This window comes from Roseateles sp., assembly GCF_049240545.1.
In the GTDB taxonomy this organism is placed as follows: domain Bacteria; phylum Pseudomonadota; class Gammaproteobacteria; order Burkholderiales; family Burkholderiaceae_C; genus Paucibacter_A.
The window spans coordinates 59526-74846 of the sequence record NZ_JBMLSK010000107.1; the positions used below are offsets into that span (position 1 = coordinate 59526).

The 15321-nt window shown below is 65.2% G+C and carries 9 protein-coding genes; 5 read left to right on the plus strand and 4 right to left on the minus strand.

Annotated elements, in window-relative coordinates; all coding sequences use genetic code 11:
* From ACOVRJ_RS07260 to ACOVRJ_RS07275, 4 genes are all read left to right on the plus strand, one after another.
* Positions 1–3253 (plus strand): hypothetical protein (locus tag ACOVRJ_RS07260; protein ID WP_422043210.1); only part of this gene is annotated, 3253 nt, incomplete at its 5' end.
* 65 nt (positions 3254–3318) lie between these two features.
* A complete protein-coding gene (locus ACOVRJ_RS07265; RefSeq protein ID WP_422043211.1) occupies positions 3319–4464 on the plus strand; it encodes an OmpA family protein in 1146 nt (381 codons plus the stop codon).
* A gap of 114 nt (positions 4465–4578) precedes the next feature.
* A complete protein-coding gene (locus ACOVRJ_RS07270) occupies positions 4579–6555 on the plus strand; it encodes an amidohydrolase (RefSeq protein ID WP_422043212.1) in 1977 nt (658 codons plus the stop codon).
* A 37-nt stretch (positions 6556–6592) separates the two neighbouring features.
* Positions 6593–8065 (plus strand): alginate export family protein, encoded by a 1473-nt coding sequence (locus tag ACOVRJ_RS07275; protein ID WP_422043213.1) that lies wholly within the window; start codon positions 6593–6595, stop codon positions 8063–8065.
* A gap of 65 nt (positions 8066–8130) precedes the next feature.
* Here ACOVRJ_RS07275 and ACOVRJ_RS07280 read toward each other — a convergent pair whose 3' ends face one another.
* The 3 genes from ACOVRJ_RS07280 to ACOVRJ_RS07290 form a co-directional block, all read right to left on the minus strand.
* Positions 8131–8574: a GNAT family N-acetyltransferase gene (locus tag ACOVRJ_RS07280; protein WP_422043214.1), complete on the minus strand. Its 444-nt coding sequence runs from the start codon at positions 8572–8574 to the stop codon at positions 8131–8133.
* Positions 8571–9176, minus strand: coding sequence for a GNAT family N-acetyltransferase (locus ACOVRJ_RS07285; protein WP_422043215.1), 606 nt, complete (start codon positions 9174–9176; stop codon positions 8571–8573). The genes ACOVRJ_RS07280 and ACOVRJ_RS07285 overlap by 4 nt, the downstream gene beginning before the upstream one ends.
* A 630-nt stretch (positions 9177–9806) precedes the next feature.
* A complete protein-coding gene (locus tag ACOVRJ_RS07290; protein WP_422043216.1) occupies positions 9807–10430 on the minus strand; it encodes an FMN-binding negative transcriptional regulator in 624 nt (207 codons plus the stop codon).
* Between the two features lie 92 nt (positions 10431–10522).
* On the opposite strand from ACOVRJ_RS07290, the gene ACOVRJ_RS07295 reads away from it, so the two are divergent.
* Positions 10523–12145: a PLP-dependent aminotransferase family protein gene (locus ACOVRJ_RS07295; protein WP_422043217.1), complete on the plus strand. Its 1623-nt coding sequence runs from the start codon at positions 10523–10525 to the stop codon at positions 12143–12145.
* Here ACOVRJ_RS07295 and ACOVRJ_RS07300 read toward each other — a convergent pair.
* On the minus strand, positions 12142–15312 hold the full coding sequence (locus ACOVRJ_RS07300) for an efflux RND transporter permease subunit (RefSeq protein ID WP_422043218.1): 3171 nt from the start codon (positions 15310–15312) through the stop codon (positions 12142–12144). The two genes, ACOVRJ_RS07295 and ACOVRJ_RS07300, sit on opposite strands and share 4 nt — an antisense overlap.
* Positions 15313–15321: the final 9 nt, after the last annotated feature.

Genomic DNA, 15321 nt, shown 5'->3' on the forward strand with positions numbered 1-15321 from the left:
GCTGCAGCTGCGCATGATGGGCGAGCTGGGCGATCGCGCCACCCTGTATCGCTCGCCGGTCGGTGAGTTGGAATTCAGCAGCCTGGCCAAACCCTTGAAAGAGGGCCCTTATGCGCTGAATGCGCAGGTGGCGCGGCTGGAACTCAAGATCACCGGGGCCGGCGTGCCGGCCGATGGCGTGAGCCGCTTGCAGGTCACGGTGCGCGCCTTCACCGCCAGCGGCGCACCGGTGCAAGAGGCCGCGCTGCTGACGCTGGAGCACAGCGGCGGCCGCCTGGAGTTGGCCGACTCAGGTGCCAGTTCGCTGATGGCACCGCGCCTGGACCAAGACCGCCGCACCCCCGGCACCCAGCTGCGGCTGGAAAACGGCGAGGCCCGCTTCGTGCTGGTGGCGCCGGTCAATCCGCAAGATGTGCGCTTGCGCATCAGCGCCGGCGAGACCGTGGTCGAGGGCTTGCTGCCCTTTGACGCCGAGCTGCGCGAGATGGTGGCGGCCGGTTTGATCGAAGGCATTCTGCGCATCAACAAGCAGCACTACGACAGCAACGTCACCCCGGTGCGCCTGGAAGACGGCTTCGAGCAAGAGCTGCGGGCCTGGAGCCGCCGCTTCGACGGCGACAAGGGCACGGCCGCGGCCCGCGCCGCAATGTTCCTGAAGGGCAAGATTCGCGGCGACGCACTGCTGACCTTGAGCTACGACTCTGAAAAAGAGAGCCGCCAGCGCCTGCTGCAAGAGGTGCGCCCCGACGCCTATTACCCGGTCTATGGCGACGCCAGCATCAGCGGCTTCGAGGCGCGCAGCTCCGGCAAGCTGTTTGTGCGTATCGACCAGAAGCGCAGCTTTGTGCTGTATGGCGACTTCAACACCGGCAGCGGCTTCACCCAGTCGGCCGGATCCGGCCTGGTGGCGGGCAGCCCTTTGAGCCAGCTCGGCCAGTACAACCGCACGCTCAATGGTCTGCGCGGCCATGTCGAGAACACGCAGGGCGTGGGCAATGTCTACGCCAGCCGCGACACCTTGCGCCAGGCGGTCGATGAAATTCGCGCCAATGGCACCAGCGGGCCGTTCGCCATTTCCAGCAGCCATGCGCTGGAGAACAGCGACAAGATCGAGGTGCTGGTGCGCGACAAGAATGACCTGCGCCGCATCCTCAGCAGCCAGCCCTTGCAGCGCTGGGTCGACTATTCCTTCGAGCCCTTCAGCGGCCGGGTTTTGCTGGCCCGGCCCTTGCCCAGTCTCGATGAAATGGGCAATCCGCAAAGCCTGCGCATCAGCTATGAGGTGGACCAGGGCGGGGAGAGCTTCTGGCTCTTCGGCGCCGACGGCCAAATCAATCTGAGCCCGGCCCTGACGGTGGGCGGCAGTTTGGTCGAAGACCGCAATCCGCTGCAGCAGTTCCGCCTGCGCAGCGTCAATAGCGGATTCAAGGTGGCCGATAAGACCACGTTGGTGGCCGAGGCCGCGCAGACCGAAGGCCGCCTGCAGAATGGGGTGATGCCGCTGGCCGCGGCAGCATCGGCAATGGGCGATGAAGTGAGCGGCTCGGCCCAGCGGCTGGAGCTCTTCCACGACGGCGAGAGCCTCAAGCTGCGCGCCTGGGCGCAACGCGCCGACCTGGACTTTGGCAATGCCAATGCCGGTGTCACGCCCGGCACCCGCCAGATGGGCGCCCAGCTCAGCGCGCAGCTCAAAGAGGGCCTGAACCTGAGCGTCGAGGCGCGCGAGATTCAAGACCTGGCCAGCGACGCCAAGCGCAGCGGCGCCAGCGTCACGCTGAGCCAGCAGCTGCAGCCGGGCTTGCAGCTCAGCGGCGGCTTGCGCCACAGCCAGGAGCAGGGCCGCGTGGCCGGCCTTGCCGCCGGTATTGGCGACAACCCAGCGCCGGGCAGTGCCTTCGCACCCGGCTCCGCTGGAGGCATACCGGGCAATGGTTCGAACTTGCTGAACGGCTCGGCCGGGCTGGGCAATCTCAACAATATCGGCATCGGCGGCGGCCTCAACCCAGGCTTGGTGCCGGATCTGAACAGCAACACCGCCTTTGTCGGCTTGCGCGCTCAGGTCGGCGAGGCCTGGAGCCTCAGCGCCCAGGCCGAGGGCGGATTGAACAACAGCCAGCAGCACCGCTTGCAGCTGGGCGCCCGCTACCAGGTGGCTGAGCGCACCGGCCTGTATGCGCGCGCGGAGACGCAGAGCGGCCTGGCTTCCTACTACGGGCTGGACGCCGGCCCGCGCAGCCACAGCCTCTCGGTGGGTGTCGATTCAAGCTACTTGCGCGGCGGCAATTTCTTCAGCGAGTACCGCCTGCGCGACGCGGCCCAAGGCCAGGAGCAACAGCTGGCCAGCGGCTTGCGCCATGCCTGGCAGCTGGACGAAGGTGTGTTGGTGACCGGCGGCGCCGAGCGCCTGCAAATCAGCGCCGATCAGCCGCAGACCGCAACCGCCTTGAGCAGCAGCGTGGACTACACCGGCTCCGAGTTGTGGAAGGGTTCGGCCCGCGTCGAGTGGCGCCGGCTCGACGGCGCTAGCCTGGGCCTGCCTCAGCCCGATGGCCGCATCAAACCGGTCAATGGTCAGCAAGACAGCCTCTTGATCACGCTGGCCGCGGCGCGCAAGCTCAGCCGCGACTGGACCGGCCTGCTGCGCGACTACCACCTCGGCCAAGACAACCACGGCCTGCGTGCCAATGGTTGGCAGAACCGCCTGCAGTTCGGCGCCGCCTACCGGCCGGTGGACAACAACCGCTGGGACTTGCTGTCGATGCTGGAGTACAAGGCCGAGACCAATGTCAACGGCCTGGACGAATGGCGCCGTGTGGCGCTGGCCAGCGTGCATGCCAACTTCCACCCCTCGCGGCCCTGGTGGTGGAGCGCGCGGCTGGCGGCCAAGCAGGTCAAGGAGCAGTTCCCGCTCAATGAGGGCGCGGCCCTCAGTCGCTACAGCGCCTGGCTGCTGGGCGGCCGCGTGGTCTATGACATCAGCGAGCGCTGGGACCTGGGCCTGCTGCTGAGCCGCATGCAAGGCTTTGGCGATGAAGCCAGCAGCAGCCGCCAGACCGCCGTCGGCGTGGAAGCCGGCTATTTGCTGCGGCAAAACCTCTGGCTCAGCGCCGGCTACAACTTCAGTGGCTTCAGTGACCGCGACCTCAGCAGCGACTACACCGCGCGCGGCGTCTATCTGCGCCTGCGCTTCAAGTTTGACCAGCAGCTGTTCAAGAACTGGGGCGGTAGCAGCAGCGGTGGCGAGCAGCCTTGAGCCGCTGCCGCCCCGTCCTGCCCAGCCGACCCCAACCGATTGACGCCCTCCAAGAACACCCCGCCATGAACACATCGTTCTTCTTTTCTACCGCCTCGAAGCCCTGGCTGCTGTCGTCCATGCTGGCCCTGTGCGCTGTGCCGGCCTTGGCTCAAAGCCTGACCCCGCCCGAGGCGCGCATCAGCGACGCTGCGATTGGCGCCGATCTGCAGCAGTTTGAAGCCCAGCAGCAGCGCCTGCGCAGCCTCAATAGCACGGGCCGCCGCATTCCGCTCAGCGACTACAGCATGGCCAAGGCGCAATGCTGGCTGGATGTGGCCCGGCATGAATATGCCCGCAATGACCGCAGCGCCTTCCCCGAGCTGGCCTTGCAGCAGTCCCAGGCGATTGCACGTTATCTGGAGCAGGGCGCCGCGCCCCAAGGCGTTGAAGACCCGGCCCTGGCCAGCCCCTTGATCAACGGTGCCGAGCGTTTGCGCGAGGACCTCTGGGCGCAGGCGGCGACCTTGAAGAAGGCCCCCGGTGCCACCTGTGTGCAGGCGCTGGTGGCCTGTGCCGAGGTTGAGCTGGTCCATGCAGGTCATGAGCAAACCCAGCTGCAATGGCGTCACGCCGCGCCTTATGTGGGCATGGCCGAGCAGCAACTGGCGCGTGCCCAACGCGGCGCCGAGGCCTGCGCCGCTGCCGAAGCCGCCAAGCCCGCACCGGTGCTGGCCGCCGCGCCGCGCCCAGCGCAGCCCGCGCCGGCACCCGTTGTCAGTACCCAGAAATGGACGCTCAGCGGCGACGCCTTGTTCAAGTTCAATCGCTCCGATCTGGCGTCCTTGCTGCCGGGCGGCCGCGAGGCCTTGGAGCGCTTGGCCCTGAGCCTGCGCCAGGACTATCAGCGCATCGACCATGTGCAGGTGGTCGGCCACACCGATCATCTGGGCAGCGCCGCGCGCAACGACCACCTGGCCTGGCGCCGCGCCGAAACTGTGCGCGACCGTCTGCTGGCGCTGCAGGTCAGCGGCCCCATCGCCGCTTATGGCATGGGCCCGCGCCAGCCCATCCACGCCTGCCCCGATGCGCTCTACGAGAAGGCCGCCACCGACCGCAAGCCCTTGATTGCCTGTTTGCAGCCGAACCGTCGGGTTGAGATTGCGGTGGTGGGGGTGCGCTTTCCGGTGCCGCCGAGTTCTACGCCGAAGGTTGCCAGCGAAGGCCCCTGAGGCCAAGCAAAAGGGGCTTGAGCAGGTGCGCTGTGCATGCCCCTGCAAGACCTAGGCCAGCCCCGGCTGTGGGATCATCTCCGGCATTGTCAGTGCCTAAGAAAGGATCAGCACATGAAGCTTCAAGGAGTCGAATGGCCACGGATGCGCGGCCAAAGGGCGGGCGGCCAGCGTTGGTACTGGGGCGGTGCGCTGCTGCTGTTGACCTCGCTGAGTTGTTCGGCACTGGAACTAGCAGACAAGATCTACAGCGGCGGCGCGATTCTGACCATGGAAGACGGTCAACCGCGCGCCGAGGCCTTGGCCACGCGTCAGGGTCGCATCTTGGCGGTGGGCTCTCGCGCTGAAGTGATGCGTTACTCAGGCGCCAAGACAGAAATGGTGAATCTGGCCGGGCGCGCTTTGCTGCCCGGCTTTGTTGACAGTCATGGCCATGTGGTCGGCGGCGGTATGCAGGCGATGTCGGCCAATTTGTTGGCTCCCCCCGATGGGCCGGTGAAAGACATCGCTTCTTTGCAACAGGCTTTGCTCAGTTGGCAGGCGCAGAACGGCGCGGCGGTCAAGAAGTTTGGCGCCATCATCGGTTTTGGATATGACCCGGCCCAGATGGCCGAGCAACGGCATCCCACGGCGGCAGAGTTGGACGCAGTGTCCAAGGATCTGCCGATTTACTTGATGCATCAATCGGGGCACTTCGGGGTGGCCAACACGGCGGCACTGAAGCTGATCGGCATCACGGCCAAGACGCCCGATCCTGCCGGCGGCATTATTCGCCGACTCGCCGATGGCCGCCCCAATGGCGTGATGGAGGAGACCGCGCATTTCCAGTCTTTGATGAAGGTGATGGGTGGCTTGGGGGTAGAAGGCTTCACCGAGTTGGCGCGCGCGGGTGCGCAGATGTGGGCTCGCTATGGCTACACCACCGCCCAAGAGGGCCGTGCCATGCCCGACACGGTGGCCACCATGCGCAAGGTGGCCAGCGAAGGTGGCTTCGCCATCGATCTGGTGGCTTATGTCGATGTACTGGTGGACCGGAATTTCATCGCCGCCCATGTGTCTCAAGATTATGTGAACCGGGTCCGGGTCGGCGGAGCCAAACTGACGATCGATGGCAGCCCCCAAGGCTTTACGGCCTGGCGCGACCGTCCGTATTACAAACCAGTGGGGGATTACCCACCGGGCTATGCGGGTTACCCAGCGGCCACTGAAGCACAGGTCAATGAGGCGATGGCCTGGGCTTACAAGAATGGCATTCAAGTCTTGACCCATGCCAATGGCGAACGAGCCACCGATGTGATGTTGGCAGCGATGCGTGCCGCCGCGGCGAAGTACGGGCCGGGCCGTCGGCCGGTGCTGATCCACGGCCAGTTCATGCGGGAAGATCAGGTCGACGCCTTGAAGGCGCAAGGTGTCTTTCCCTCCTTGTTCCCGATGCACACGTTTTACTGGGGCGATTGGCATCGCGAGCACACGGTTGGGCCTGTGCTTGCCGAGGATATGTCGCCCACCGGTTGGGTGCTGCAACGCGGTATGAAGTTTGGCACCCATCACGACGCGCCGGTGGCCTTCCCGGACTCGATGCGGGTTTTGTCCGCCACCGTGACGCGGCGCTCCCGCACCGGGGACATCCTGGGGCCGCGTCACCGCGTCCCTGTGGAAACGGCGCTCAAGGCGATGACGATCTGGCCCGCTTGGCAGCATTTTGAAGAGAACAGCAAGGGCTCCTTGGCTCCGGGCAAGTTGGCTGATTTGGTGGTGTTGTCAGCGGACCCTACGGCGGTTGATCCGGAGAAGCTTGATCAGCTGAAAGTGCTGCAAACCATCAAAGAAGACCGTGTGGTGTACGCAGCCCCTGCCGAGTCGGCCACGACCTCATTTGCCCCGCTTGCGGGTGAATCAGGCGAAGCCTTCTCTCGAGCGCTGGGTGTTTTGGCCGGCTATAGCGAGATGGCAGGCTTGCCGGACACCGAAGTGCGGCAGCGGGTGCGTTTGCTGCGCGCCTCCTCCGGGGCGCATGGCGGCGCTTGTGTGTCTCAGTTCCTGGTGCAAGCGTTGCATGCCCAGACCAGCGCGGTGCCCATGAAGCCGTGAACGCCCGCAGCGCTATTTTTTTGAAAAGTTTGATTCCATGAGCGAAAGCAAAAAACCAGGCCGGGCGTTGAGCCCGCGGCGAGCACGGTGCGGCCTGGTGTGCGCGGGGCTGGGCGTGCTGGCCAGCTCTGGTGCTTGGGCGCAAGCCCAGTCCAGCGAGAGCGAGGCCAGCGCTCGCTTTTTGGCTTGGCGCGTGCATTTTCAAGCCGGTGTGAACGCCGTGGCGGAACAGCATTTGTTCTGGAACCTGGCAGAAAAAGCGGCGCCCGACAGCGGCTATGAACCCAACAAGAAATGGCTGGAGTCCTATATCAAGCCAGGTCTCAGCGTGCAACAGCCCTTGGCCGGCGAGTGGATCTTGTTCGGCAAGCTGTCCTCGGTGGCCTCGTACACCCACGGGACCGACGCCTTTGCAGGTGGCAACACCGGCGCGGTGACGCTGGAAGATGGTTATATGGGTTTGCGCGGCCAAACGGATCAGGGCATGGGCCTTGAGCTCTCCGTGGGGCCGCGCGACCTTAAGCTGGGCACGGGCATGTTGATTGCAAATGGCGCCTCCAGCGGATTTGAGCGTGGGGCCTTGAAGTTCGGGCCGCGTAAAGCTTGGGGCATGAGCGGCATCGCGAAGCTGACTGCGGGAGGCGCAAGCGGCACCGCCTTTTTTGTTGACCCAAACGAGTTGCCGTCTTCCGATGGCAAGAATCGTTTGGCGGGTGTCGATGTGCGCTGGGATTCTCCTCAAGGCGGTTTTTTGGGGGCGACATGGTTGCGGGCCCTGAATTCGGAATCGCCGTATGTTCAGGCTGCGCCGGGCGGGCAAGGCGCACCCACGATATTGAGCGGGGCTCGCCATGGCACCAGCGTCTTGAGTGCCTATACCGCGACCGGTCAATTGACGGGTCCGTTGGCGTCTTGGCAGTTTGCCGCTGACCTTGCCTATCAGTGGAATGACACTGTGCAGTTGCGTGCCTGGGCGGGTCGCTTGCGAGTGAAGTACAGCTGGGCTCAGCTCCCTTGGGCGCCGAACCTGAGCTACTCGTATCAGAGCTTTTCGGGCGATGACCCCAACACCTCCAAGCTTGAGCGCTTCGATCCCATGTACTACGAGGGCAACCCTAGCGCTTGGTCGACTGGGTCGAAGTCCTCCATGGCCTTCGTGAATTCCAATGTCAACGCCCATCTGTTGGCGCTTCAATTGAAACCGACGGACATGGACGTCCTAACGCTGCGCTATGCCCTGATTCGTGCCAACCAGCTCCGCAGTCCGATTCAGTTTGGACAAGCCACGCGTTTTGAAACCTCGGGGGACGCTGCCAACCTTGTCGCCGGGGTCACCTCACCCGGTTTGGCCAAGGATGTATTCCTGGAATACAGCCGAGTGCTGAGTCGCCATTTGTTTTTGTCTGGCGGCATCGCTTTGTCTCTGCCGGGCCAAGGTATTCGCGATGTGGTCGGCGGGCATACGCCGACCTGGAGCGGCGGCTACCTCAACTTGGTGTTGGACTATTGATGCGAGACTGGTCTGGGTGATGCCCAGTTGCGGATGAGCGGGCGCCCGACGTATTTAGGCGGCATTCAGTCGGTGAATCCGCGGTCCCGGGCGAGCTCAGGCTTGGCAAAGCGGGCCAAGGCAGTTTTCATGCGGCGAAAGCCCAGGTGCTCATAAAACGGCTCTTTGCCCGGTGCCGCGTACAGCATCGTTTGGGCGCCACCGGCGCGGGTCTGCAGGTTTTGCATGATGGCGCGGCCGAGGCCTAAACCTTGAACTTCGGGCGCCAGCGCCACGTCGAAGATCACGGTCCAAGTCAGCCGGTCGCTCAAGGCCCGCCCGGCGCCGACGATCTGGCCCTCGCGATAGGCAAAGCAAGACAAGCTGCTGTTGCGAAAGCTCTGCTCCAAGACTTTCGGATCGCGGGTACCTAGCGGCGCGCGCTCAAACACATCGACCAGCGCAAGCCAATCCACTTCGTCCAACTCATGCTTGAGCAAGACCTGACCCTCGGGAGGCGAGGGTCTCATGCGCTTTGGCGCGCAGCCATGTGCTGCAAGCGCTGTTTCACCTCTGGCCACTCGCTGTCGATGATGGCGAAGTAGACGGTATCGCGCACCCGGCCGGTGTCGGTCTGCACATGGCGGCGGAAGATGCCTTCTTGTTGTGCGCCGATGCGGGCAATGGCCGCACGCGATTTCTCGTTCAGAAAGTCGGTCTTCAGCTCGACCCGGTGTGCGCCCAGTGTCTCAAAGGCATGGGTCAGCAAGAGCGTTTTGGCCTCGGTGTTGGCGCAGCTGCGCTGCCAGGCTTTGGCGACCCAGGTCCAACCGATCTCCAGCCGGCGGTCACGCAGCGAGATATTGCCGAAGCGGGTGCAGCCGATGATGGGGCCGTCTTTCTGATCCGGCCCCGCCAACACCAAGGCAAAAGGCAGGCTGCTGCCGCTCAGCTGCTCGGCCAGTGCTTGTTCCACATAAGCCCGCATATCGGCGGAACTGCGCACTTGATTCGGCACCCAGCGCCATAAGTCAGGGTCTAGGCCGACTTCGGTCAGGCCAGGCAGATGGGCGAGTGACAGAGGTACCAGGCGCAGATGTAGGCCTTGAAGCGTGGCTGGAGTCACTTGCATGGGGATGATGGGCGTCATGGTCTTTGCCAAAGTGTGAAGTATGGAAATCTGATGTCTGGGCTGGTTCGCTCCGGTGGCCCGGCCCGTCGTCGTGCTCATGGTGTCCGGGTCGGCTCTGGCGAGCCGACTGCCCTCGCTGCTCACTGCGCGGGTCAGCGGCGGCCAACTCACTTCGTTCGCGGCGCTCACTCCGTTCAAACAGGGGCCGCCAAGTCAGACCTTGAAGCGCGCTGTGCGCGCCAGACCCGCTCCGCTGCGCCCTCGGCCGGGCACAAATCGCCCGTCGGCGGGCCAGGCCCCCTTCGAGTGCGGCTTTCACCACCTGAGAAAACCGTCGTTCGCTATGCAAGCGCACTGCAGCTCGGGCAGTTGCTGGGCGATTTGTGAGGGGCCGAGCAGCGCAGCAGCTTGGGACGCGCGCGCAGCGCGCTTCAACTTCTGACTTGGCGCAGCATGTTTGAACGAAACGAGCGCAGCGAGTGCAGTGAGTTCTGCGCCGGTCCCAAGATGCGAGCAGCGCAGGGAAGTCGACCCGCGAGGGGCGACCCCCGAGCCATGAGCCCGGCGGCTGCCCAAGCTGCAGTGCCCGCCCGATAGGCTGCTGCCTTTCAGTAACGAGGGCCATGTTCTTCAAAGCCCCATATGCGCCATCCAAGCGGCCACATCTTGCTCGCTGGGCGTGCCGCTGGCCAGGGCGGTTTGAATGCGGGCGCGCTCGGCGGCGCTGCGGTTTTGGCTCAGCTTGAACTTGCCTTCCCAGCGCTGCACATGCAGGCGAAAGCCGACGATGGCGCCCAGCAACTTCTGCTGAAAGTCCGCGGGCAGGGCGCGCCATTGCTCGGCATAGCCTGGCTCATGCTGGGCGATCAGGCGCTTCAGCAAGGCGTCCTTGGCCTCGGGCTCTTGCACCAACTCCAAGCGGCCATACAGATGCACCGCGGCGTAGTTCCAGGTCGGCACATTCAGCGCGCTGTCGTAGTGGCTGGGCGACACATAGGCGCCGGGGCCATTGAAGACGGTGTGTACCTCCAGGCCTTTTTCGTGCAGAGCCGCCAGCCAGGCCCAATGCGGGTTGGCGCGCGCCATATGGCCTTCGATCACCAGGTCTTCACCCTCGATCACGGTCAGCGGCACATGGGTGCCAAAGCTTTGGCCCTGAGCATCGGGGCCCAGCAGCAAGGCCAAGGGGTAGGCGGCCATCAAGCGCTTGGCCTGGGCCAGTTCTTTCGAAACGAAATGAGCGGGTTGGTACATGAGCTGGGCGCTTTCGGTGGGCGAGGGTAGTTGCCTGCTCGAAGCATAGGCGCGACCTTGGTACCATGAAAGATCCAATTTTGATCAATTCAATGGGTCCAATCTCAAACGCGCCGGCGCATGCCCCTTTGCCCTTTGACGCGACCGGCTTGCGCTTGGAGGCGGGCGGGGGCTTGATCCAGCAAATCCACGCGCAGCTCAAGGCCAAGATCTTGCAAGGTGAGTTGAAGGCCGGCGCCCAGTTGCCAACCAGCCGTGATTTGGCGCGCGCCCTCGGCGTCTCGCGCAACACCGTCGTGCGGGCCTATGAGCAATTGAGCAGCGAAGGTTGCTTGCTGACCCGACTGGGCGCGGGCTGCTTTGTGGCGGCGATCGAGGGCTTGCCGCAGGCGACCGCAGCCAAGTCGAGCGGGGCATCGCCGCAGAAACAGACACCTCCTGCCGACGAACCCAACACGCCGCTCTGGCAGCGTCTGCAGGACTACGAACCCACGCCGGTGGCGCCGCCCACACCGCGTGCTTTTCGCTATGGCTTGCCGGCGTTGGATCTGTTCCCTCATGCCTTGTGGGCGCGGCTGCAAGCGCGCTTTTGGCGCCGCCAGGCGCGCGGTGTCCGGCAGGGCGCGCGTGAGCATGAAGACATCGCCAGCCTCAGCTACTCAGAAGCTGCCGGGTTGCCGCGCCTGCGTGAGTTGATCGCCAGCTACCTGAGCCATTCGCGCGGCCTGCCTTGCAGCGCCGAGCAGGTGATCGTCACCGCCGGCTCGCAGCAGGCCATTGCCATGGCCGCGCTGGCCTTGCTGCAGCCGGGCGATCGGGTCGGCATGGAGTCGCCGGGCTACCGCGCTGCGGCAGCGGCTCTGGGTTTGAGTGGCGCCACCGTGGTCCCGGTGCCGGTGGACGAACAGGGCCTGAGGGTCAATGCGCTGGAGGCCTTGGGCCGGGCCGGCTCAGCTCAGGCGCTCAAGCTGCTCTACATCACGCCCTCGCACCAATACCCGACCGGCGTGGCCATGCCTTTGCAGCGCCGGCTCGATCTGCTGGACTGGGCCGAGCGGCATCAGGCCTGGCTTTTGGAAGACGATTACGACGGCGAGTACAGCTTCAGCGGCCTGCCGCTGGCGCCGCTCTCGGCCTTGAATGCACGCGCGCAGCAGCGCACGCTCTACATCGGCAGCTTTTCTAAGCTCTTGTTTCCGGGCCTGCGCCTGGGCTATCTGGTGGCTCCCAAAGCCTGGGTGCCCCAGCTGGCACGGCTGCGTTCGATGTTGGACCGGCAGTCCTCGATAGCCGATCAGGTGGTGATGGCCGACTTCATGGCCGAGGGCCATTTCCTGCGCCATGTGCGGCGCATGCGGCGCGGTGCGCGGCAGCGGCGTGATGCTTTGATGCAGGCCTGGAGCCAGCTCTTGCTGCCGCAGTTGCCGCCAAGTTGGCAGGGCTTGCTGAAGCTGCAGCCGGTCGATGCCGGGCTGCAAGCCTTTCTGCCGCTGCCCAGCCGAGCTTTGGAAGTGCATTTGCACCGCGCGGCGCTGGCCGCTGGGATTGAGATTGGCAGCCTCGCCCTGGTGGGCGGGCTGCCGGCGCACAGCAGCCAAGCCGGCCTGACGCTGGGCTTTGCCACCGTGGGCCCGGCGGAGATTCGCCGGGCCACGCAGGCCTTGGGGCGGGCGTGGCGGCCGTTATTGCTGGCCGCCAACCCACACTCCGTTTAAAAGGCCTCGACGGTCTTGCCTTGCGCGCCTTCGTCGGCAATCTGGCCGACCAGGCGCTCAATCGCGGGCCGGCCGAACATCGCCACCAAGACCGGCGTCAAGAAGCTGTCCAGCAGCGTCGAGCTGATCAGGCCGCCAAAGATCACCACCGCCACCGGGTGCAAGATCTCGGTGCCGGGTCGCTCGGCTTCAAACAGCAGCGGCGCCAAGGCCAGGGCTGCCACCAGCGCCGTCATCAAGACCGGCGTCAGCCGCTCCAGCGAGCCGCGCAGCAGCATGGCCGGGCCAAAGCGCTGGCCCTCGAAGGCGCAGAGATTGACGTAGTGGCTGATCTTCAGAATGCCATTGCGGGTGGAGATGCCGGCCAGGGTGATGAAGCCGATCAGCGCCGCCACGCTCAGCGGCTGGCCCGAGATCCACAGCGCCAATACCGAGCCCACCAGAGCCAAAGGCACGTTCGCCATAATCAAAAGGCTCAGCGCCATGCTTTGGTAGCGGCTGTACAGCAGCATCAAGACCAGGGCCGCCGAAGCGATGGACAAGAGCCCGATCAAGCGACTGGCCTCTTCCTGCGCGGCGAACTGCCCGCCCAGCTCGGTGAAGTAGCCCGGCGGCAAGGTCTGCGCAGCCAGCACCTTGCGGATATCGGCCACCACATCGGACAAAGGCCGCTCCGAAGCATTGGCCGAGATCACGATGCGGCGCTTGCCTTCGTCGCGCAGGATCTGGTTCGGGCCATCGCTTTCTTCGATGCGCGCCAGGCTGGACAACGGCAGCGCGCCGGCCGGGGTCTGGATCATCAGGCCGGCCAGTGCTTCCGGCCCACGCGCCGACTCGGCCAGACGCAAGACCAGACCAAAGCTGCGCTTGCCTTCCACCACCTGGGCCAGCTGTTCACCGGCCACCAGGGTCTGCAATTGCTCCAGCAACTGAGCGGGGGCCAGGCCGTGGCGCTCGGCGGCAGCGGCGTCCACGCGCACCAGCAACTGCGGCGTGAGCACCTGCTTTTCGATTTCCAAGTCTCCCAAGCCGGGGATGCCGGCCAGCGCCGCACGCAGGCGCTCGGCCTCGGCGCGCAAGAGGTCCAGGTCTTCGCCATAGAGCTTCAGCGCAATCTGGCTGCGCACGCCGGAGAGCATGTGGTCGATGCGGTGGCTGATCGGCTGGCCGATGCTGACCGAGGCCGGCAAGGGCGCCAAGCGCGCGCGCATATCGGCGTAGACCGCCTCGTTGCTGCGCTCGCTGGGCTGCATCTTCAGGTCCAGCTCCGAGGTGTGCACGCCTTCGGCATGCTCGTCCAACTCGGCGCGGCCGGAGCGGCGCCCCACATGCACCACCTCGGGCACGCCGGCGATCAGCGCCTCCGCTTGCTTGGCGATGCGCACCGATTCCTCCAGCGTGGTGCCGGGGTTCAGGCGCAGGCCGACCAGCACCGCGCCTTCATTGAAAGGCGGCAAAAAAGTGCGGGCAAAGAAGGGCACGCTGGCCGCAGCCAGCAGCACCGCCAGCCCGGCCACGCCCAGCATCAAACGGCCATGGCCCAAGGCCCAGCTCAGCGCGCGCTCGTAGTGGCGCTTGATCCAGCGCACCGCGCCGGGCTCGGCGTGGTCCAGGCTCTTCATCTGCGGCAGCAGGTAGAAGGCCAGCACCGGCGTCAGCGTCACGCTCACCAACATCGAAGCCAAGATGGCAACGATGTAAGCCAGGCCCAGCGGCATGAAGAGTCGCCCCTCAATGCCGGGCAAGAAGAACAGCGGCAGGAACACCAGCACGATGATCAGCGTGGCCAGCACGATGGCTGAGCGCACCTCCAGCGTGGCCTTGAGGATCAGCGGCAGCGCCGACTGTGGTTTCGCCAGCTGGCGGTTCTCCTTCAAGCGGCGCAAGGTGTTTTCCACCCCCACCACCGCGTCGTCCACCAACTCGCCCAGCGCAATCGCCAGGCCGCCCAGCGTCATGGTGTTGATGGACAAGCCGAAGTAACGCAGCACCAGCACGGTGATCAAAAGCGAGACCGGAATGGCGGCCAGCGAGATCAGCGTGGTGCGCGCATTCGCCAAGAAGAAGTACAGCACCACCGCCACGATGACGGCCGCGCTGATCAGCTTGCCTTGCAGCGTGCCGATCGAGGCCTCAATAAAGCTGGCCTGGCGAAAGCTCACCTGCGGCGCCGAGATGCCGGCCGGCAAGCCCGGCTTCATCTCGGTCAGCGCGCGTTCGATCTGCTTGGTCAGCGCCACCGTGTCGGCGCCGGGCTGCTTTTGCACGCCCAGAATCACAGCCGGCTGGCCGCCGAAGCCGGCGTCGCCGCGTTTCAGCGCCGGCGCAAAGCCGACCTGGGCGACCTGTTCCAGCAGAATCGCGCGGCCATTGGCGTAGGCCACCGGCAGGCGCTGCAGGTCTTGCAAGCGGCCTTGGGCGCCGCCTTCGCGACCGATATGGCGGATCAGCACCTCGCGGCCGCCCAGCTCTACATAGCCACCCGAGCTATTGCCCGAGAAGCCGCGCAGGGCCGTCGTTAGCGCATCGAGCGAAACGCCCAGCGCCGCCATGCGGGCCGAGTCCGGTTGCACCTGGTACTGGCGCAGTTCGCCGCCGATGGGGATCACCTGGGCCACGCCGGGCAGGGCCAGCAGACGTGGGCGCAGCACAAAGTCGGCGTATTCGCGGGTGGCGAACTCCGGCTTGATCGCGTCAGTGGTTCCGGGGGCTGAGGGCTTGGATTCGTAGGGAATCGCGATCAGCATGATCTCGCCCATGATGGAACTCACCGGCCCCATGCCGGCGTGGCTGATGCCGGCCGGCAGTTGCTCGCGCACGCTGCCCAGTCGCTCCGACACCATCTGGCGGGCGCGGTAGATCTCGGTGTCCCAGCCGAAGCTGATGTAAACAAAGGCCAAGCCGACCGAGGAGACCGAACGCACCGATTCCACCCCGGGCAGACCGCCCATGGCCGCCTCCAGCGGCAAGGTGATGCGCTGCTCCACCTCCTCGGGTGCCATGCCACCGGCCTCGATCTGCAGCGTCACCTGCGGTCGGTTCAGATCGGGGAACACATCCACCGGCGTGCGCTGCAAAACCAAGGCTCCGAAGCCCATCAGGGCCAGGGCCGCCACCAGCACCATCAGGCGCTTGTGCAAAGAGAAATTCAAAAGCCAAGCAAACATTGTCCTGAC